General features: G+C 64.6%; 14 protein-coding genes and 1 pseudogene. 3 read left to right on the top strand and 12 right to left on the bottom strand.

Translation table 11 applies throughout. From position 1 onward, the window contains the following. Positions 1–27 precede the first annotated feature (27 nt). The 8 genes from C487_RS18685 to C487_RS18650 form a co-directional block, all read right to left on the bottom strand. The gene (locus C487_RS18685) at positions 28–492 is read right to left on the bottom strand and encodes a MaoC family dehydratase (protein WP_006187417.1); all 465 of its coding nucleotides are present in this window, start codon (positions 490–492) and stop codon (positions 28–30) included. Between the two features lie 28 nt (positions 493–520). Further along, positions 521–2,275 carry an acyl-CoA carboxylase subunit beta gene (locus tag C487_RS18680; protein ID WP_006187416.1) on the bottom strand — a complete coding sequence of 585 codons (1,755 nt, stop codon included), beginning with the start codon at positions 2,273–2,275 and terminating at the stop codon, positions 521–523. Positions 2,276–2,280: 5 nt separating this feature from the next. Beyond that, entirely contained in the window at positions 2,281–4,053 is a 1,773-nt protein-coding gene (locus tag C487_RS18675) for an acetyl/propionyl/methylcrotonyl-CoA carboxylase subunit alpha (protein ID WP_006187415.1), read from the bottom strand. 2 nt (positions 4,054–4,055) lie between these two features. After that, the gene (locus C487_RS18670; RefSeq protein WP_006187414.1) at positions 4,056–5,222 is read right to left on the bottom strand and encodes an acyl-CoA dehydrogenase family protein; all 1,167 of its coding nucleotides are present in this window, start codon (positions 5,220–5,222) and stop codon (positions 4,056–4,058) included. A gap of 54 nt (positions 5,223–5,276) precedes the next feature. Continuing rightward, a complete protein-coding gene (locus C487_RS18665) occupies positions 5,277–6,959 on the bottom strand; it encodes an acyl-CoA synthetase (RefSeq protein WP_006187413.1) in 1,683 nt (560 codons plus the stop codon). 192 nt (positions 6,960–7,151) lie between these two features. Next, on the bottom strand, positions 7,152–8,546 hold the full coding sequence (locus C487_RS18660) for a UbiD family decarboxylase (RefSeq protein ID WP_006187412.1): 1,395 nt from the start codon (positions 8,544–8,546) through the stop codon (positions 7,152–7,154). Continuing rightward, on the bottom strand, positions 8,543–10,048 hold the full coding sequence (locus C487_RS18655) for a UbiD family decarboxylase (RefSeq protein WP_006187411.1): 1,506 nt from the start codon (positions 10,046–10,048) through the stop codon (positions 8,543–8,545). Before C487_RS18655 ends, C487_RS18660 begins: the two co-directional genes overlap by 4 nt. Further along, complete coding sequence (locus C487_RS18650) at positions 10,045–10,542, bottom strand: hypothetical protein (RefSeq protein ID WP_049908286.1); 498 nt, start codon at positions 10,540–10,542, stop codon at positions 10,045–10,047. The genes C487_RS18655 and C487_RS18650 overlap by 4 nt, the downstream gene beginning before the upstream one ends. Before the next feature lie 1,349 nt (positions 10,543–11,891). On the opposite strand from C487_RS18650, the gene C487_RS18640 reads away from it, so the two are divergent. After that, positions 11,892–12,644 carry an IclR family transcriptional regulator gene (locus tag C487_RS18640; protein WP_006187408.1) on the top strand — a complete coding sequence of 251 codons (753 nt, stop codon included), beginning with the start codon at positions 11,892–11,894 and terminating at the stop codon, positions 12,642–12,644. A gap of 76 nt (positions 12,645–12,720) precedes the next feature. Here C487_RS18640 and C487_RS18635 read toward each other — a convergent pair whose 3' ends face one another. Both C487_RS18635 and C487_RS18630 read right to left on the bottom strand, forming a co-directional pair. Continuing rightward, positions 12,721–13,509, bottom strand: a complete 789-nt coding sequence (locus tag C487_RS18635) for an enoyl-CoA hydratase/isomerase family protein (RefSeq protein WP_006187407.1) — start codon at positions 13,507–13,509, stop codon at positions 12,721–12,723. A gap of 76 nt (positions 13,510–13,585) precedes the next feature. Next, positions 13,586–15,142, bottom strand: a complete 1,557-nt coding sequence (locus C487_RS18630; RefSeq protein ID WP_006187406.1) for an acyl CoA:acetate/3-ketoacid CoA transferase — start codon at positions 15,140–15,142, stop codon at positions 13,586–13,588. A 223-nt stretch (positions 15,143–15,365) separates the two neighbouring features. Between C487_RS18630 and C487_RS18625 the strand changes: the two genes are divergently transcribed. Next, positions 15,366–16,490 carry an acyl-CoA dehydrogenase family protein gene (locus C487_RS18625; protein ID WP_006187405.1) on the top strand — a complete coding sequence of 375 codons (1,125 nt, stop codon included), beginning with the start codon at positions 15,366–15,368 and terminating at the stop codon, positions 16,488–16,490. Positions 16,491–16,492: 2 nt separating this feature from the next. On the opposite strand, the gene C487_RS18620 is transcribed toward C487_RS18625, so the two are convergent. Together C487_RS18620 and C487_RS18615 are read right to left on the bottom strand one after the other, a co-directional pair. Then, a complete protein-coding gene (locus C487_RS18620; RefSeq protein ID WP_006187404.1) occupies positions 16,493–17,356 on the bottom strand; it encodes a 3-hydroxyacyl-CoA dehydrogenase family protein in 864 nt (287 codons plus the stop codon). A 202-nt stretch (positions 17,357–17,558) separates the two neighbouring features. Next, complete coding sequence (locus tag C487_RS18615) at positions 17,559–19,196, bottom strand: acyl-CoA synthetase (protein WP_006187403.1); 1,638 nt, start codon at positions 19,194–19,196, stop codon at positions 17,559–17,561. Positions 19,197–19,412: 216 nt separating this feature from the next. On the opposite strand from C487_RS18615, the pseudogene C487_RS18610 reads away from it, so the two are divergent. After that, positions 19,413–19,596: pseudogene (locus C487_RS18610) on the top strand (methylmalonyl-CoA mutase); the annotation flags it as partial.

The raw sequence follows: 19,596 nt of genomic DNA, 5'->3' as shown, positions 1-19,596 counted from the left end.
CCCCCGGCGTTCACGCCGAGGGGGATGTCAGTCGGCGTGGTCGCGTTTCAGCGAGAGCGCGGTCCGGTCGAACTCACAGACCAGCGGTTCCTCGGGATCGTTCACTTTGAACACTTCGACGTGCATGGTGACGATGCCGCGCTCGCCGTCGCTGGTCTCTCGTTTGTCGGTGACCGTCGACTGGACCCGGATCGTATCGCCGTGATAGACCGGGGTCGGATGCTCGACGTTGTCGTACGAGAGGTTCGCGACGATCGTGCCGTCGGTGGTATCGGGGATCGTGAGCCCGACGGCCAGGCTCATGGTGTAGAGCCCGTTGACCAGCCGCCCGTCGAACTGCGTCTCCGACGCGAACTCGGCGTCGAGATGCAACGGCTGCTGGTTCATCGTCATGTCACAGAACTGCTGGTTGTCGCGCTCGCTGATCGTCCGTCGCTTCTCGTGTTCGATGGTCTCGCCGACCTCGAACTCCTCGTAGTAGCGTCCTGTCATTGATGGTTGTGAAACGTTCGAAAGGTGATCAGAGGACGGTGCCGTGTTTCTTGTCGGGCAGGTCCTTCTCGACGGTCTCGTAGAAGGCAAACCGCGCCTCGAGTTCCTCCCGCAAGTCGCTCGGCGGGACGATTTCGTCGATGACGACCTCGCTGGCCATCCGGTGGACGTCGATATCCTCGCGGTACTCCTCGCGGAGTTCCTGCTCCATCCGCTTGCGCTCCTCCTCGTCGTCGATCTCTGCGAGTTTGCGTGCGTAGACCGCGTTGATTGCCGCTTCGGGGCCCATGATAGCGATTTCGCCCGACGGAAGCCCGATGACGCTCTCGGGGTCGTAGGCAGGGCCGGACATCGCGTAGATGCCCGCGCCGTAGGCCTTGCGGACGACCACCGACTGTTTCGGCACCGTCGCCGAGGAGGTCGCGTAGATCATCTTCTTGCCCTGCTCTAGGATCCCGTCTTTCTCGACCTGCGACCCGGCCATGAAGCCGGGCGTATCACAGAGGTACAGCAGCGGAATGTCGTAGGCGTCACAGGTCCAGATGAATTCGGCGGCCTTCTCGGCGGCGTCAGGGAAGATCGCGCCCGCCCGATGGGCCGGCTGGTTGGCGACGATCCCGATCGGCCGGCCGTCGATCCGGGCGAAGGCGGTGATGATCTCCGGGCCGTACTCGGACCGCAACTCGAGCGTCGACCCCGCGTCGACGATCCGGTCGATAACATCGAACATGTCGTAGCCCTTGTTGGGTTCCTGGGGGACGACGGCGTCGATGCCATCGGGTGAGGCGGCAGGTGCCTGCCCGTCCGTTCGGGGCGGAGTCTCGTCGCTGTTGTTCGGGAGGTAGCCGATGAGTTGGGCGACCAGTTCGCGGGCGTGTTCCTCGTCTTCGGCGATGAGGTCCGCACTCCCGGAGTGCTGTGCGTGGACGTCCGGACCGCCCAGTTCCTGCAGATCGATCTGTTCCCCGGTGACCATCTCGACCATACGCGGGCTGGCGATGGCCATCGCGCTCACGTCCCGGACCATGACCGTGAAGTCCGCGAAGACGGGGGTGTAGGCTGCGCCGGCGATACAGGGACCGTAAAGCACGCAGATCTGGGGCACCCGACCGGAGAGCATCGAGTGGTTATAGTAGTACTTCCCGATGCCCTCGCGGTTGGCGAAGAAGCCGGTCTGCTGGTCGATCCGCCCGCCCGAGGAGTCCATCAGGTACAACACCGGCTTGCCCGTCTTCAGGGCGCGCTGTTGCATTCGCAGGAACTTCTCGACGCCCTTTGCGGCCATGCTGCCGCGCTTGACCGTGTAATCGTTGGCCATGAAGTGGACGTCTCGCCCCTCGAACTCGGCAGCACCCGTAATCAGACCGTCGGCCGGCAACCGGTCGTCGTCGTCCTCGTCGGTGTTCGCACCGTCCGGATGCCAGTCGTCGAACGCCGCGAACTTGCCGTCCTCGAAGAGACAGTCGTCGCCGAACCAGAGGTCGATCCGGTCGCGGACGAACAGTTTCCCCTGGTCCGGCAGTTGGGCTTTGTACTTCTCCGGACCGCCCGCGAGGATGTCGTCGATCTCGTCCCGCAGCGTCTCCTCGCGCGCCGTCGGGCCGAGTTCCGAGTCCGGGTCAGCCTCGGCCGTCGCGTCGGTCCCGCCGTCGTAGGACGCGCTGCCGATCTCCTCGCCGCCGTCGGTGACGACGGTGATGTCGTCTCGGTACTGCGACGCCATCGCCTCGGCGATCGCCTGTGCCTCCGCGTCGGTCGTGTCCGTTGAAATTCGAATTCGCATCGGTGTTACTCCAGTGTCACGAGCGTATCGCCCATGTCGACGGAATCGCCCGCCGTGATCGGGACCGACTCGACCGTCCCGTCGGTGGCGGCGACGACATCGTTCTCCATTTTCATCGCCTCGAGCACGCAGACGACATCGCCGGCGGCGACCTCGTCACCCTCCTCGACGGCGACGGAGAGGATCGTGCCCTGCATCTCCGCGGTGATGGCGTCGGCGGTCGCAACCTCGGCGGTATCCGTCGTTGCGGCTCCGCCACTGGACCCGCCGCCGGTGTCGGCACTCCCGGCCGTCGACCGCGGGAGCGCATCCTCGATGACGACATCGAATCGCTTGCCGTCGACCTCGACGGTGACTTCGCTGGTCGTCGATCCCGTACCATCGCCGTCGGCGGCCGCTGCGGGACCCCAGCGCTCGACGGCCGACTCGAGCGCGTCGGCCTCGAGTTCGCGGTCGAGGTACTTCGTCGTGTGATCGCCCGAGACGAAGGTCTCGTCGTCGAGCATCAGCCGGTGGAACGGGATCGTCGTGTGGACGCCGTCGACGGCGAAGTGCTCGAGCGCGCGTTTCGAGCGCTCGAGGCAGTGTTCGCGGTCGTCGCCACTGACGATCAGTTTCCCGATCATCGAGTCGTAGTCGCCGCCGATCTCGTCGCCCTGTGCGACCGCGTGATCGAGGCGAATCCCGATGCTCGTCGGCGGCCGGTAGGTCGTCAGTTGCCCTGGAGTGGGCGCGAAGTCGGCGGCCGGGTTCTCGGCGTTGATCCGGTACTCGATCGCGTGGCCGTCGATCTCGACATCGTCCTGGGCGAAGGCAAGTGCCTCGCCGGCGGCGACTCGCAGCTGCCAGCGGACGATGTCGATCCCGGTCACCTCCTCGCTGACGGTGTGTTCGACCTGGATGCGGGTGTTCACCTCCATGAAGTAGAACTCGCCGTTCTCGACGAGGAATTCGACCGTCCCCGCGTTCGTGTACCCGGCTTCGCGGACGCCCTGCCGGGCGGCCTCGCCGATTTCGTCACGCAGATCGGCGTCGAGCGCCGGACTCGGGGCCTCCTCGATGACCTTCTGGTGGCGACGCTGGAGCGAACAGTCGCGTTCGCCGAGGTGGCGGACGGAACCGTGCCGGTCCGCGAGCACCTGGACCTCGATGTGTTTGGGTGCCTCGAGGTACTTCTCGACGTAGACCGAGTCGTTCCCGAAGTAGGCCTCGCCCTCGCGGCGGGCGCTCTCGAGGGCGTCGTCGACTTCGGCCTCGCTGCGGACGATCTTCATGCCGCGGCCGCCGCCGCCGCCTTCGGCCTTGATCGCGATCGGATAGCCGAACTCCTCGCCGAGCGCTCGCACCTCGTCGGCGTCGTCGACCGGTTCGGTCGTCCCGGGGACGACCGGGACGCCGGCGTCCTGCATGACGGTTCGGGCCTTCGTCTTCTCGCCGAGGGTCTCCATGGCGTCGCTGGGTGGGCCGACCCACGTGACGTCCGGCGTCTCCTCGACGCGGCGGGCGAAGTCGGCGTTTTCCGCGAGGAACCCGTAGCCGGGGTGGATCGCATCCGCGCCGGTTCGCTCGGCGACATCGATGAGTTCCTCCTGATCGAGGTACGATTCACTGGCCGGCGGCGGGCCGACGTTGTACGCTTCGTCGGCGTAATCGACGTGGCCGCCGTTGCGGTCGGCATCGCTGTAGACGGCGACCGTTTCACAGCCCAGTTCCTCGCAGGCAGCCATGACGCGCACCGCGATTTCGCCGCGGTTCGCGACGAGAACTTTGTCGAACATGGTCAGTAGGATTTGGGGAAGCCGAGTTCCTGGCCGATGTGGTTGTAGGCCATCTGCTGGGAGACCGGCGCGAGTCTCGTAAGGTTGATCTCACGCCACCAGCGCTCGACATCGTACTCCGTGGCGTAGCCCCAGCCGCCAAACGCCTGCATCGACTGCTTGACGGCCTCGATGCCGGCCTCGACGGCCGTCGCCTTCGCGACGTTCGTCTCGTAGCCACACTCCTCGCCCTGATCGTAGAGCCAGGCGGCTTTCTCGCGCATGAGCGACGCCGTTTCCATCCGCGCGTAGGCCTGCGTGATCGGGAACGAGACGGCTTGATGACTCCCGATCGGTGCGTCGAACACCTCGCGGTCGGTGGCGTACTCGATGGCCGTGTTCGCGGCCAGCTTTCCGATCCCCGTGCCGGCCGCGGCGAAGCCGATGCGCTCGGGGTTCAACATATCGACGAGCGCCCACCAGCCCTCGTCTTCCTCGCCCAACAGGTTCTCCTCGGGCACGCGGACGTCCTCGAGGAACACTTCGCACGACTTCGAGTAGTTGATCCCGTGTTTGGAGATCGGTGAGACGTCGATGCCGGGCGCGTCCATGTCGACGATAAAGAGGCTGATACCGTCGGTCCCCCGGTCGACCTCCGCGAGCGGCGTCGTCCGGGTGACGATGATCATGTTGTCCGCCCGGTCGGAGAAGGTAATCCACGCCTTCTGCCCGTTGAGGACGTACTCGTCGCCGTCTTTCTCCGCTCGCGTGGCGACGTTCAGCGTGTTCGTTCCCGCCTCGGGCTCGGTGATCCCGATCGAGAAGTTCCGCTCCCCGGCCGCGATGTCGGGGAGATACCGCTCCTTCTGGGCCTCGGTGCCGTTCTCGCGGATGCCGACGGCTGCCATGCCGGCGGTGAGCACCAGATACCAGGTGCCGGCCATGCCACAACCCTCGGCACAGAGCGTCTCCATCGCCAGCCCCATCTCCTGCATGCCCATCCCGGCACCGTCGTACTCCTCCGGGATCAACAGGCCGTGGAAGCCGGCATCCGCGAGTTCGTCCCAGAACCCCTGGCCGAACTCGCCGGCTTCCTCTTTCTCTCGCCAATACTCCGGTCCGTATTCGGCTGCGACCGCTTCCGCGGTCGACTGAATCATCGAACGTTCGTTGGTAGCTTCGAAATTCATTCTGTGGTTTGTCGGATTGTATATTCGTGATCGATCGTCTCGAGAGACAGTCGCTTACGTCGATGTCTCGGTCTCTTCGGCTGCATCGTCCTGCAGTTCGGTTCGGCGGATCTTCCCAGTGACCGTCTTCGGTAACTCCTCGCGGAACTCGATCTCCCGGGGGTACTCGTGGGCCGACAACTCGTCGCGCACGTGGGTCTTGATGTCTTCCTCGAGGTCCGCGGTGGGTGTCGTCCCCTCGCTGGGCACGATGTACGCCTTTACGATGTTCCCACGTTCCTGGTGTGGCTTCGGGACGACGGCGGCCTCGGCGACGGCCTCGTGTTCGCCGAGCGAACTCTCGACCTCGAAGGGGCCGATCCGATAACCCGACGACAGGATGACGTCGTCCGCACGCCCCTCGAACCAGAAGTAGCCGTCCTCGTCCTTGTGTGCGAGGTCCCCCGAGAGGTACCACTCCCCGTCCGGTCCGTCGACGAAACACGACGCGGTCTTCTCGGGTTTGTTCCAGTACTCGTCGAAGAAGCAAGGGTAGTCCCCGCGCTGGGCGATCTCGCCCGTTTCACCGGGCTCGAGGACGGCACCGGTTTCGGGGTCGACGATGTCGGCCTCGATGCCAGGGAGCGGCTTGCCCATCGAGCCGGGCCGCAGCTCCATCGTCGGGTAGTTGTTGATGATCATGTTGCCCGTTTCCGTCTGACCGTACGTGTCGAGGATGGTGACGCCGAGTTCGTCCTCACCCCAGTCGACGACGCCGGCGCTGAGCGGCTCGCCGATCGAGAGCGCGTGGCGCAGGTCGAGGTCGACATCGGCGAGGACGGACTCGTTCTCGCGGAGCATCCGATAGGCCGTCGGGACCGAGAACAAGACGGTGATCGGATACTCGTCGAGCAGAGCCGCCCACGTTTCGGGGTCGAACTCGCCCTCGTAGGTGAACAGCGAGGCCCCCCAGAACCAGGCACCCAGGGTGTTGATCACGCCGGTCAGCCAGCCCAGATCGCCCGTACTCCAGTAGAGGTCGCCGGGCTGGAGATCGACGGCGTACCGCTGGGTCGCCGCCACGCCGGCCACCCAGCGCTGTTTGTGGCGGACGCCCTTCGCCAACCCGGTCGTCCCCGACGTGTAATAGAGCAACGCGTCGTCCTCGCCGCCGGTTTCGGCGGCGTCGTACGCCGTGCTCGCTCCGTCGAGTGCCGTGTTGAAGACGACATCGTCCGCGGGTGCGCCGCCACCGCGGTCGACCGTGATGACGTGTTCGACCGTCGGCGCGTCCGCGAGGGCGTCCGCGACCGTCTCGCGGTTGTCGGTCGTCGTCACGACAACGTTCGCATCGCAGTCGTCGAGCCGGTAGGAGATGCCGTCCGGTCCGAACCGCTCGTTGACGCTCCCCCAGACGGCCCCCCGCTTCAGCGTCCCAACCATCGCCACGTAGTGTTCGGGAATCCGTGGCATATACGAGAACACGCGGTCACCCTGTTCGACGCCCAGCCCCTCGAGGACGTTCGCGAACTGGCTCGAGCGGTCGGCCAACTCCCGGAAGGTCAGCTTCGTCAACTCCCCGTCGGTCCCAACCTGATAGAGTGCGACCGTCTCGCGTTCGGTCGCGTGCCGATCGGCGACCTCGTGTGCGATGTTGAGCTCCCCTGGTGCGTCCCAGTCGGCTTCCGCGTAGATGTCGTCCCACGAGAATTGCTCCCGTTCGGCCTCGTAGTCGGACAGGTTGTGGCTGGACACCATACACCGCCCCGCAATTCCCTCACCATATATATCTGTACCGGTAAATTCTGCATTGAGAATAGCATAACACTATACATGATAGTATCTATTTGGGGGCTCTTTTGCGATACCGTCTTGCGTAAACGTATCTGTTTACAGTATATGAGAGTACAGATATGTCAGATCGAAAGTGTTCGGCTTCGCGTCCGGCTCTCAGCTCTCGTCGCGTTCGTCGTCGCTTTCCGCGTCGTGACGGCTGTTCCAGGCCTGTCGAGCAACGTCACGAACGGATTCCGGGAACGACTGTTCGAACGCGACTCGCGGGGCGATGTAGGAATCCTCCCAGCGGGGGTCCCAGGCCGCGTTCACGTACAACCGAGAGCCGGTTTCCCCGTCCTGACGGTATCGGGGCCGCTTCGCCGCCGGCGCGGCCGATTCGCTGAAGACCCAGTCTCGAGACGGGTGCGCTTTCACCCAGATATCGCCGAGGACGCGCCCGAGGTCCCGCGGCGAGACGTCCTCGTCGACGATAACGACGGTATCGAACAGCGACGAGAACGTAAAGAGGATGTTGGCGAGTTGCCACTCGAAGCCGGCATAGAGGACATCCGTGGCGACGAAGCAGATTCCGAGTTCGGTCTCCGCAGGCAACAGTACCCACTCGACGGGCGAGATCCCCCAGTAATCGTTGACCCGGTGGTACAGCGACGCTGCCGCCGAGACCCCGGTGAGTTGTACGTCGTCCGCGAGCGGCCGTCCGACGGGGGCAAACGGGAGCACCGGGTCGTCGGTCGCGATCACTCGCTCGATAGAGAGAGCCAACGGCGTGCTCGCGACGACGTGCTCCCACGCCTCCTGCCGGTCCGACTGGAAGTCGGGGTGTCGATCCTCGACCGTCGTCTCGATGACCAGTTCCGTCGCACTCGGGACGAGACCGCCGTTCGTCGGGACGAGCGGGACGTTGTCCGCGACGCCACAGTCCTGTACCGGATGTTCGATACATCCCGTGACGGCGAGCAGATAGGCGGTCGTAAGCGCCGCCGGCGGCACGCCGAGAGCGATCGAAAGCGTTCCACCGTCGTCCAGCAGCGACGAGACCGCGGCGGGCGTGTACACGCCGAGCGTGTCGTCGCTGATGACGGACCCGTAGATCGGTGCCCAGTGCGATCCGTCGGCCGTCGAGACCGACACGATTCCCAGAGTCAGCGAGGGCCAGACGTCGTCGGTTCCCCGCGGCAAATTCAACTCCTGGACGCCGTCGACGGTGCGTGAAGCAGCCTGGCCCGCGTACGTCGGTTCCACACCAGCAGCCGGACCAAGGGCCGTGATCGTTTCCAACAGGGTCACGAACGGCGCGTCGGGATCGAGTCCGAGACCCAAGGCGAGCCGCGACCACGGGTAGGAGTCCCGGTGTCGCATCTGATCGGGACCGCTGAACGTCCCGCTGGCGAGGTCGACACCGTCGGCTCGTTCGTATCGGAGCGCCGGCCCGCTTGCGCGGAGCGCTTCCGCCGCGACCACGTCTACAGGGACATCAGCAGGTTCGTCGAGGGTCACGAGGTCATCGTCGCCCGCCAACCCCCGTAGGTACTGTGCGAACGGAATCATCGTGACTCACCGGTTCGCTCCTCGAGGAGGTCGAACGGTGCCGGCGAGACACCCGCCTCGACGAGGCGTTGCTGCGCTCGCTTTCGCAGCAATTCGTCTTCGGGACCGTCCGCCGCCGGCCGGTCGCTGGTCGCGTCGATGTACGCCTTCGCGGTCTTGGCTTTCGAAGTTCCGACATCGGCGCTGCCCTTCTCGTCGGGGGTCTGGTAGATGTTGAGGGGGACTTTCGGCATCCGCTCGACGCCGAACTGGTGAAAGTCCGCGTCCGGATCGGCCTCGAGCGCGATCGCCGTCAGTACGGCCCGCGGGTCGAGCGGATCGGTGTCGGCGTCGACGAACACGAAGAAATCGATGTGAAGCATCCCCCAGGTCGTAAACACGAAGTTCGCCAGTTCGTGCAGGGAGCCCGGATAGGGACGGTCCGTCGCGATGACCCAGACGGTCCGAGAGGTAAAGCGCCACGGGACGGCCATCGTGACGTCGAAGCCGGCCGCGCGAAGGCCGAGGGTCGCGTCGGGGCCGGCCGCAGCGGTCTGGAGCGTGCTGCTCGAGTTCTGGCCGTATCCGACCCCGGTTCCTTCGACGCAAAACGGCACCCGCGGCTCGGTGCGGCGGGTTATCGCGTCGACCGCGAACACCGGCATGGACCGCCGCGGCCCGTTCATGTACCCGAAGTAATCGCCGAACGGCCCCTCGTCGAGTCGCTCGCCCGGAAGCACCCGCCCCTCGAGGACGAGTTCCGCCGTCGCCGGGACGTAGAGGTCGTTCGTCTCGCACGCGACGAGGTCGACCGGGCCGTCCTTCAAGCCGCCCGCGAAGGCCGCTTCGCTCCGGCCGGTCGGAATCCACATCTCCGTGCTACACTGGACGGCCGGTTCAGCGCCGAGGACGACCGCGACCGGCATCGGTTCCTCGCGCGGTTCGTAGTCGTAGTAGTAGAGGTTCGGTGCCTGTTCGCCCGCCAGAAACAACAGGCTCGCGAGGGCGTCGTCGTGGATCATCATCCGATGGTTCGACCAGTGTCCCCACTGGGTCTCCGGGTCCGGCGCGACGACGGTGTGGAGGTTGGAATAGCGCCCGCCATCGCCCTGATGGAGATACGGCCAGGGGATCGACAACAGGTCGACATCCGCCCCGGTATCGACGACGGCCTTACAGGGGGCTGCGTCGCGGTCGACGACCCGCGGCTCCCGGGGTGATCGAAGCCGATCCACGACCGCTTCGTAGTACGCTGCACCGGACAGCCCGGACGGCAGCCCGAACGCCTGGGCGAGGTGGTCCCACGGTCGACACCGCGGGCCACGATACGGGTCGCCGACGAGCGACGCGTCGATCGCGGTCTCCCCGATCGACTCGAAAACCGGTACCTCACCGTCCGAACGGTTCGCAAGCGTCGTGATCGCGCTCACCTCGAGATCCCACGATCTGTCGTCGCCGAAGGAGACGAGAGCAGCCGCATCGTCGAGAGACTGGAGGAACTCCCGGAACGACGGCCCCGTCATGACTCGTGCTCCGAGCGGGCGCGTCGGAGCGGATCGTCCTCGAACTCCGTCCGAACGTTCTCGTATGCATCCAGCAAGGCGGGCTGAGTCTCCGCGAGATACTGAAACGATAGTTCCCGAAGGGCCTCGGCAGTTGAATCGTACTGCCCTGATTCGACGAGATACCGCAACACCACTTTGAGATCGTCGGATCGCGTGTTAACGATGTTCGAGGTCGTTTCTTGATCGCTCGCGAGTCGACGAAGGAGGTCCTCGTTGATACCCGCGGAATCGATCTCGTCAATAAGTTCGATATAGCGCTCCTTACTGACGTTTTCGTGTGGTCCAGCGACGACGGTCAGCGGGGACGGATCGGTGAGATCGTCGGGTTCGCGAGCGATCCGGACTCGAGCCTCGAAGATACGCTTCGTCTCCGCATCGGTTATCTGGAGTGTCGTTTCTGTGCGCTCGTCGTCGGGCAGATGCTCTTCTGCTGTGATGTAGTGGTTCGACATGGCCTCCACGTTGTCGTTTCCGCGGCCCGCGTCTCGCGGTTGCACGAGCCAGTACGCGTTGCTATTCTCGTTCTCCCCCTAAAGAGGATAGGTTCGTCCGATCGCGGAGTCGGACCGTCCGGGCCCACCTCCCGTGGCTGCGCCGGAATAGCCGGAGGGCGGGTGACACGGAACGCAACGGTACGTGGGATAGAAATATGATCACAGCCCGAATTGGGACGGATAGATGCCGACTGACGAGACGGACGACGACGCGGAGCGATCATGGATAGACCGACTCATCGACCTCGTATGGATTCTGCCGTAACCGTACACCACGCCGAGGTCACCGTACGCATCGGTCACCCGATCCGATGCCAGTGACACGCGTCGTGTTCATCGCGGGAGCAACGATCATTTGATGAGTATCCCGAAAGTGTTTGAAAGTGATGGATTAGAAAACAAATCCCATATATGATTGGTTCCAACACGTATCGGTTTCTATGTATTCCGGCTCGAGACCGGCCCCATGACGATAAAGTACCGCCGTGAGAACGATGCTAGAGCAACGAAAAGCACGGCGGCTGTCGCCCGCTGTGGTCTCGCGACTGATCCAGAGTCGGTAATGTCGGCCGTTTTAGCCGGTATAAGTATCGATCCGGCCTCCCCTGTGGATCGCACTGGTAGCCGGTTGGGTCCCGCTGTCGGCCGACTCTCGGCTCCGTTCTCGAGTCAGTGAATGCACCCGCTCGAGACGAACCTCTATGGAATAGAGAGTATCTCTAGAGCCGATTATTTAACGAAAATAGAAATGCTCGCCACGGTTTCGAGTCGTGTTCGCTGCCACACCGACGGCAGTGAGTCACCGTTCGGAACTGTCGATCGACCCCGGCGGCAAAAGTTTACACACATACGAATGTAACTCCACGGCGGACGGGAGACACGCGGACGGGAGCACGGGAGCGTCCGACTCGCTCGAAACGATCTGTCGACCTACCCCGCGGACCATGCTACTCCGCCGGGGGTTCCCTCACCGACGCTGTTACTCGTTCCGACAGTGCCGAATCGCATGTCTATGGGGCGTGTATGTCTGTCATCGGCCGATTTGTCGTCTACGATCCGTTCACCGCTCGAGAGCCGTTTCAACTCCTCCGAAACGTCATGTCCCCACTGGCTCGGGAGGGAACCGTCTACTCATCACGTTCGGAAGCGTTGCGTGATCGTTCGGTGGACTCGCCCGCTGGTGCCATTTTTTCAGTCCCACACCGAATCCACGACCTCGAACTCCCCCTCCTCGGCGTGGGACGATCCTCGAAGAACTCTTCGACAGAGCCGAACGTTTACTATGGCCGCAACGAAACGGGCTCGTAATGACGGGCACATCGAACCGGTCGGTCGAACGGGCGTTCAGGATCGTCGACGAACTCGCGGCAAACGGGAGCGGGCGGGTCTCCGAGCTGGCGGAGCGCCTCGATATGCCCGTCAGTACCGTACACAACTACCTCCAGGCGCTCGTCTCGACGGGCTACGTCGCCGTCGAGGACAAGGAATACGCGACGACGACACGGTTTCTCGAGGTCGGGCACCGACAGCGCCACCGGCTGGAAGTGTTCAAGGCCGTCAGCGACGAACTCCAGGATATCGCGGCGGAAACGGGCGAACACGTCACGCTGCTGGTCGAGGAAAACGACCAGTGCGTGATCGTCGCGGTACAGGAAGGACCCGACGCGGTCAATCTGTTCGCGTACCCCGGCGCGAGAATGCCGCTTCACGCGGCAGCCCCCGGGAAAGCGATCCTCGCACACATGCCCGACGACCGCGTTCGGGAGATCATCGACCGCCAGGGACTCGTCGAGATGACGAAGCGAACGATCACGGACCCCGACGTGCTCTTCGACCAACTCGAGCGGATCAGAGAACAGGGGTACGCCGTCGACGAGGGCGAACGAATCGCGGGTATGGTCTGTATCTCCGCGCCGGTACTCGACAAGGGAGACCGTATCCGCGGTGCGATCTGCGTCTGTGGCCCCCAAAGCCGCATCGACGAGGCGAGGCGCGAGGAGATCGCCGAGATCGTCCAGCGGGCGGCGAACGTGACACAGGTCAACCTCGATTACGTCTGATCGGGACCGGCCACACGTGTCGCCGTCCGAACGCGGCCGACCGAGGCCCGCAATGCCGACGGTGGCCGCCGGCAACCTATCGGCCGACGAAGTCGGGCTCGCCGTCGCCGAAGAACGCCTCGAGTCCGCGTTCGTAGTCGTCCGTTCGTGTCGCGCCCGCGATTGCGTCCGTCTCCGCCGCGAGCTGGCGCTCGAGCGAGCGGTCGTAGCTGTCGGTCAGCAGTTGCGTCGTCGTCCCGAACGCGTGGGTCGGTCCGTCGGCCAGGTCGGCGGCCACGTCGGCCAGCCGGTCGTCGAACTCGTCGGCGGGAACGACCTCAGTTGCCAGCCCCAGTTCGCGGGCCTCTTCGGGGCCGATGGGCTCGTCTCGGAGGACGATCTCCTTGGCGGTCCGGAGACCGACCAGTCGCGGCAGGAAGAACGTCGCGCCACCGTCACCGGTCAGTCCGATGCCCGGATACGCGAACGTGAGCGTCGCGTCCTCGCCGAGGACGAGCAGGTCGGGGAACAGCGTGAGACTGAACCCGATCCCGGCGGCGATCCCGTTGACGCCACCGACGACCGGCGTTTTCGCACGGTGGAACTGGACGATGGCTTCGTGGGCCCGCCCGGCTAGCTCCCGAATATGTGCCGCGTCGGAGTCGTCACCCGAGAGGGCGGTGAGATCGGCTCCCGAGCCGAAGAAATCGCCCGCGTGCGTGAGCACGATACACCGCGTGTCCGGGTCCTCGCCGAGGGTCGTCGCCACCGAAACCAGTTCGTTCGCCATCTCGAGGGTCAGCGCGTTTCGCCCGGCCGTGCTATCGAGCGTCACCGTTGCAACGCCGTCGTCGTGCTCGATCGAGAGGTTGTCGTATGCGACCATCGATCTGGCGTTCGCGGCCGTCTCGCTTAACGGTTTGCGCTTTGCATCGGACCCGGCCGGTTCTGGGGAAGCCGATCTAGACCGCGTCGGTCAGATCGAGGGGGTCGTCGACGAACAGCTGCGGCTCCATCTCCGCGAGGTCGTCGGCCACGAGCGGCTCGAATCCCATCTGGTCGAGGACATCCGTATCGGGATCGAGCCCCGGCGCGACCTCGGTGAGTACGAGGCCGTCCGCAGTGAGTTCGAAAACGGCGCGCTCGGTCACGTAGACGACCGGCTGCTCGGTTTCGACGGCGTACTCGCCGCTGAACGTGATCTGCTCGACCGACTCGACGAACTTCGGGCTCGTTCCCTCGCGTTCGATCGCGAGCGTCCCGTTTCCGGTCGCGATCTCGAGGCCGTCGGTCGTCAAGGTTCCACAGAAGACGACCTTGTCGGCGTTCTGGGTGATGTTGATGAACCCGCCACAGCCGGGCAGTTGCGAGCCGAACCGGCTGACGTTGATGTTGCCCGTGGCATCCGCCTGTGCCATGCCCAGGAAGCCGATGTCGAGTCCGCCGCCGTCGTAGAAATCGAACTGCTGGGGCGAGGAGACGAGCGCCTCGTGATTGACCGCGGTCCCGAAGCTGATCCCGCCGGACGCGGCACCGCCGACGGGTCCCGACTCGACGGTCTGGGTAATCTCGTCGTCGACGCCGCCGTCGGCCGCGACGGCCGGCACGAGTTCCGGGACGCCGACCCCGAGATTGATAACCGAATCCGGCTCGAGTTCCATCGCGGCGCGGCGGGCGATGATCGCGCGGGCATCGAGCGGACGGGCATCGCTCTCGTCGTCAGCCGGTCGCTTGATCTCGCCGCTGTAGGCCGGGTTGTAGTCCTCGGCGTACGTCTGCTGGTGGTGGCTCGGCGGCGCTTCGACGATGGAATCGACCAGCGCGCCGGGGACGGCCACGTCGCGAGCGGTGAGCGTTCCCGAAGCCGTGACGCGCTCGACCTGTGCGATCACCGTCCCACCGGAGTTGTGGGCTGCCTGAGCCATCGCCAGCGCGTTCGAATCGAGCGCTTCCCGCTCCATGGTGACGTTCCCGTCTTCGTCGGCCGTGGTCCCCCGGATGAGCGCCACATCGATCGGCACCGAGCGATAGTAGAGGTACTCCTCGCCGTCGAGAGTCACGAGATCGACGAGGTCCTCGTCGGTGACGTCGTTTGCCTTCGCTCCCTCCTGTCGCGGATCGACGAACGTCCCCAGCCCGACGTGGGTGATCGTCCCGGGTTTGCCCGCAGCGGTGTCGCGAAGCATGTGATCCATCACGCCGAACGGCAGGTTGTAGGCCTCGATCTCGTTCGCGACGATTCGCTCCATCAGGTCGGGGGTAAAGCCCCAGTGGCTCGCGATCGTCCGCTCGAGCATCCCGTCCTGAACGAGGTGTGACAGGCCACGCCCCTGTCGGTCGCCCTCCGCGGCCGGATGATACAAGGTGAGCGAGCCGGGCTGGCCGGTTTCGGCGTACCGCTCGCCGAGCGCTTCGAGGACGTACTCGGGGAGTCCGACGGCGACGAAGCCGCCGATGCCGATCGTATCGCCGTCGTCGATGCGTTCGATAGCCGCCTCTCTGGACTGCCGAACTGTCATACCTACTCCTCGCAAGGGACGCTATTTTTAGTTACCTATCGCCGGCTCTCGAGCCGCCGCATCGACCGAAACACCGGTCTCGGAGCGTGCGCTCGGGGAGTCGATAACCCGCTGTTGCTGTTGCGCACCGAGCGGAGACGCTGGACTGTCGCTCGATCGGACGGCTCGGGACGGTGACCAGCGGAATCGTACGCTTTACTATCCCGCTCACGAAAGTCCACGTATGGAGTTGACGAACGAACAGCAACTCATACGGGACACGGTTCGAGAGTTCGTCGAGACCGACGTTCTCGAGGGGATCGACGAGCACGATGCGGACCAGACCTTTCCGGAAGACGTCTGGGACGGGCTCGCGGAGCTCGATCTGACCGGGCTGACGGTTCCCGAAGAGTACGGCGGGTTCGACGCCGACGAAGTGACGTACAGCATCGTCAACGAAGAACTGGGGCGGGGACATCTGGCGGTCGCGACGGCCCTGTCAGTCCACTGTCTGGCGACATCGTGTATCCGCCAGTTCGGAACGCAGGAGCACAAAGACGAGTGGCTGCCCGAGATGGTCGACGGCCGCCCGGTCGGCGCGTTCGCGCTGTCCGAGCCCGACGCCGGCTCGAACCCGGCGGAGATGAGCACCGAGGCCCGACTCGAGGACGGCGAGTACGTCATCAACGGGAAGAAACAGTGGATCACGAACGGCAAGCGGGCGGGCGTCGTCGTCCTGTTCGCGAAGACCGATCGCGACGATCCCGACACCGTGACGCAGTTCCTGGTGCCAAAAGACGCGCCGGGGCTGGAAGTCGGCAAGAAGGAGGACAAACTCGGACTGCGCGCCAGCGACACGACAACGTTGCTCTTCGACGACGTACGCATCCCGGAAGCGAACCGGCTGACGGAGGTCGGCGACGGACTGAAGGCCGCGTTCTCGATCCTGACAGGCGGTCGGATCGCGATCGCCAGCCAGGCCGTCGGCGTCGCTCAGGCCGCCCTCGACGCCGCCGTGAGCTACGCCAACGAACGCGAACAGTTCGGGGAGCCGATCATCGAGCATCAGGCGATCGCCCACAAGCTCGCGGACATGCAGACCGACGTACAGGCCGCACGGCTGCTGACCCGCGACGCCGCCCGAAAGAACGACGACGGACTCGATCCGCAGGCGGCAAGCATGGCCAAGTACTTCGCGAGCGAGACGGCAGTCGATGTCGCGAACGAAGCGGTGCAGGTCCACGGGGGCTACGGCTACACCAAGGACTTCGACGTCGAACGCTACTACCGGGACGCCAAGATCACCACGATCTACGAGGGGACCTCGGAAATACAGAAGGAAGTCATCTCACGCCACCTGTCGGAGTAGCGTTACTCGTACTCGTAGAATCCGACGCCCGTTTTCTTGCCGAGGTCGCCGGCCTCGACCTTCCGTTTGAGGAGGTAGGCGGGCTTGTACCGGTCACCGAGTTCCTCGTGGAGCGTCTCGGACGCGTGGAGACAGACGTCGAGGCCGATGTGATCCGCCAGCGTCAGCGGTCCCATCGGGACGTTCGTACCCAGTTCCATCCCCGTATCGATATCCTCCTTCGAGGCGACGCCCTCGTCGTAGGCGCGAATCCCTTCGTTGATCCACGGCATCAGGATGCGGTTCGTGACGAAGCCGGGCTTGTCGTCGGCTTCCCACGTCGTCTTCCCCAGTTCTTCGGCGAACGCGTGTGCCAGGTCGGTGACTTCGTCGGTCGTCTTCTCGCCGACGACGATCTCGACGCCCTCCATGATCGGCACCGGATTCATGAAGTGCAGGCCGACGACGGCGTCCGGCCGCTCGGTCGCGCTCGCGATCGACGTGATCGAGAGCGTGCTCGTGTTCGTCGCGAGGACGGCATCGTCGCGACAGATCGCGTCGAGGTCGGCGAACACGTCGCGCTTGACCTCGAGGTCCTCGAGTGCCGCCTCGACCACAATGTCACAGTCCGCGAGGTCGTCAAGGACGGTCGTGCCGGTGATTCGATCGCGAACGTCGGCGGCTTCCGTGTCGGTCAGTTGCTCTCTGGCGACGAGCCGGTCGAGACTGTCCGCGATCGTCTCGAAGCCGTTGTCGACGTACTCCTGTTCGATATCACGCATCACAACGTCGTAGCCCGCGGTTGCGGCGACCTGTGCGATACCGCTGCCCATCGTCCCCGCGCCGACGACGCCGACGCGGTCGATCGTCTCTAGCTGTGGAGCCATCGTTCGGTGATGCTCGGACGGTCGTAGTAAAGCTCCCGACTCTCGTCAGCGGCGACGACTGTGGTCGCGCACCGATGATCGCCGTTCGACACAGCGATATCTCACGACTGGACGCACACGACGGTGTCCGTGCCGAGGCCGAAGTTCGACGACCGACCGGACGATCAGTTCTATCCGGCCGCGTGAGGCGACGCTGTCCCCGTTACAAGCCGTGTTTGTGCTGCTCTTTCTCGCGGAGTTCGACGCGGCGGATCTTCCCGCTCGAGGTCTTGGGGAGTTCCGCGGTGAACTCGATCCGGCGGGGGTACTTGTAGGGAGCCGTCTCTTCCTTCATGAACGTCTGGAGATCGTCTTTCAGTTCCGGACTCGCCTCGTAGCCGTCAGCGAGGATCACGTAGGCTTTGACGACGCTGCCGCGCTCCTCGTGGGGACTATCGACGACGGCGGCCTCGGCGACGGCGTCGTGGCTGACGAGCGCGTCCTCAACCTCGAAGGGGCCGATCCGATAGCCCGACGAGATGATGATGTCGTCGGCCCGACCCTCGAAGAAGAAATAGCCGTCCTCGTCGCGGGAGGCGAGATCGCCCGTCCGATAGTACTCCCCGGAGAACGTCTCCGCGTCGAGATGGGGCTTCTCGTAGTAGCCATCGAAGATCGCCGGTGAGTCGACCGGGACCGCGATCTCACCGATCTCGCCCGTCTCGACTTCCTCGTCGTCGTCGACATCGATGATCGTCGCGCCGACGCCGGGCGTCGGCTTACCCATGCTCCCGGGCTTGATATCGATCCCGGGATAGTTCGTCACCAGGGCGACGGTCTCGGTCTGACCGTACCCGTCCCGTGGGGTGACGCCCCAGGCGTCTCGAATGCGCTCGATCGGGTCGCGATTGAGCGGTTCGCCCGCCGAGAGCGTATCGTTGAGATCGACATCATAGCTCTCGAGGTCGGCGTTGGCGAGCATCCGGTACTGGGTCGGAACGGCACAGAGCTTGGTGACGCCCTCCGACGACAACAGTTCGAGGAAGGTGTCGGGCTCGAACGCGCCGTCGTAGATGAGCTGCGTCGCACCGGTCGTCAGCCCGACGCCGACCGGACTCCAGAACCACTTTGCCCAGCCGGTCCCGGTCGTCGCCCACAGCAGTTCGTCCTCGAGATCGGTTTCCTCGTCGATCCCCCACCAGTAGGGCGCGTTGATCCGATTGAAACAGTACTGCCAGCGGTGTTTGTGCAAGACCGGCTTCGGCTGGCCGGTCGTCCCGCTGGTGTAGTTGATCGACATCGGATCGTCGGCGGAGAGGTCGGGACCGTCGTACTCGGTCGACTGGCCGTCGATCACCGACCGGAACGTCGTCCACTGGTCGCCGTCGTCGTCTCTCCCATCGCCGTCGAGAACGATCACCCGCTCGAGGGGCGTCTCCGCGAGGATCGGTTCGACCATGTCGGTCAGCGACTCGTGGACGACGATCGTCGACGCGTTACAGTCGGTCGCCCGAAATTCGATGTCCTTCGACCGCAGCATCGACGAGCAGGGAACCAGCAGGGACCCGGTCGCGAGAGCGCCGAGTTGGACGGCGAACGCGTCGGGATGTCGCGGGAAGAGGTGCATAACGCGGTCGCCGGACCCGATGCCGAGTGCCTCGAGTCCGTTCGCGAAGCGGTTCATGCCGTCGCGGAGGGCGGCGTACGTCCGCTCCTCGCGGGCCCCGTCCTCGTCGAGAAAGCGGACGGCGACGCGGTCGCCGAACGATTCGGCGTGGTCGGCAACGACTGCGGGGATCGCGTACGATTCCGGAACGTCCCATTCGAAGCTCCCGACCGCATCCTTGTAATCTACTCCCATGGGTGGTCAATCATACCATACCGTCTTTAGTGTTTTGTCGTTCCAGATCGCATTGCCGGAACGGACTGGTCTCGGGGCGGTTCAACCGCCGAAAGCGCCGCTCGGCAATCGGGACGGAATCGATCCAAGCGGCCGGTAGCGACTCCCGCTCCCACCGGGGCCGGGTCACGCGGTCGACAGCAAGACTTTAGAACACTGGCAGAGATATTCACACTCATGTTTGACACTCAAGAGCTCGACGATATCCGCGAGCGGCGAGCGGAGTGGAAAGCGGAAACGCTCGAGCCGACGCTCGACGCTCACGGCGAGCGAAAGGAGCGGTTCGCGACGGTTTCGAACCACGAGGTCGATCGGCTCTACACGCCAGCGGACATCGCCGATCTCGATTTCGACGACGATC

The organism is Natrinema pallidum DSM 3751 (assembly GCF_000337615.1).
GTDB lineage: Archaea > Halobacteriota > Halobacteria > Halobacteriales > Natrialbaceae > Natrinema > Natrinema pallidum.
Note: the sequence above shows the minus strand (reverse complement) of the source record. Positions and strands in the feature narration are given on the sequence as shown.

Excerpts from the sequence above, each read along its gene's own strand:
- C487_RS18680 (WP_006187416.1), bottom strand. The coding sequence starts at position 2,275 with ATGCGAATTCGAATTTCAACGGACACGACCGACGCGGAGGCACAGGCG.
- C487_RS18615 (WP_006187403.1), bottom strand. The coding sequence starts at position 19,196 with ATGGGAGTAGATTACAAGGATGCGGTCGGGAGCTTCGAATGGGACGTT.
- C487_RS18650 (WP_049908286.1), bottom strand. The coding sequence starts at position 10,542 with ATGTCGAACCACTACATCACAGCAGAAGAGCATCTGCCCGACGACGAG.
- C487_RS18625 (WP_006187405.1), top strand. The coding sequence starts at position 15,366 with ATGGAGTTGACGAACGAACAGCAACTCATACGGGACACGGTTCGAGAG.
- C487_RS18665 (WP_006187413.1), bottom strand. The coding sequence starts at position 6,959 with ATGGTGTCCAGCCACAACCTGTCCGACTACGAGGCCGAACGGGAGCAA.
- C487_RS18670 (WP_006187414.1), bottom strand. The coding sequence starts at position 5,222 with ATGAATTTCGAAGCTACCAACGAACGTTCGATGATTCAGTCGACCGCG.
- C487_RS18640 (WP_006187408.1), top strand. The coding sequence starts at position 11,892 with ATGACGGGCACATCGAACCGGTCGGTCGAACGGGCGTTCAGGATCGTC.
- C487_RS18685 (WP_006187417.1), bottom strand. The coding sequence starts at position 492 with ATGACAGGACGCTACTACGAGGAGTTCGAGGTCGGCGAGACCATCGAA.
- C487_RS18635 (WP_006187407.1), bottom strand. The coding sequence starts at position 13,509 with ATGGTCGCATACGACAACCTCTCGATCGAGCACGACGACGGCGTTGCA.
- C487_RS18655 (WP_006187411.1), bottom strand. The coding sequence starts at position 10,048 with ATGACGGGGCCGTCGTTCCGGGAGTTCCTCCAGTCTCTCGACGATGCG.
- C487_RS18660 (WP_006187412.1), bottom strand. The coding sequence starts at position 8,546 with ATGATTCCGTTCGCACAGTACCTACGGGGGTTGGCGGGCGACGATGAC.
- C487_RS18675 (WP_006187415.1), bottom strand. The coding sequence starts at position 4,053 with ATGTTCGACAAAGTTCTCGTCGCGAACCGCGGCGAAATCGCGGTGCGC.
- C487_RS18630 (WP_006187406.1), bottom strand. The coding sequence starts at position 15,142 with ATGACAGTTCGGCAGTCCAGAGAGGCGGCTATCGAACGCATCGACGAC.
- C487_RS18620 (WP_006187404.1), bottom strand. The coding sequence starts at position 17,356 with ATGGCTCCACAGCTAGAGACGATCGACCGCGTCGGCGTCGTCGGCGCG.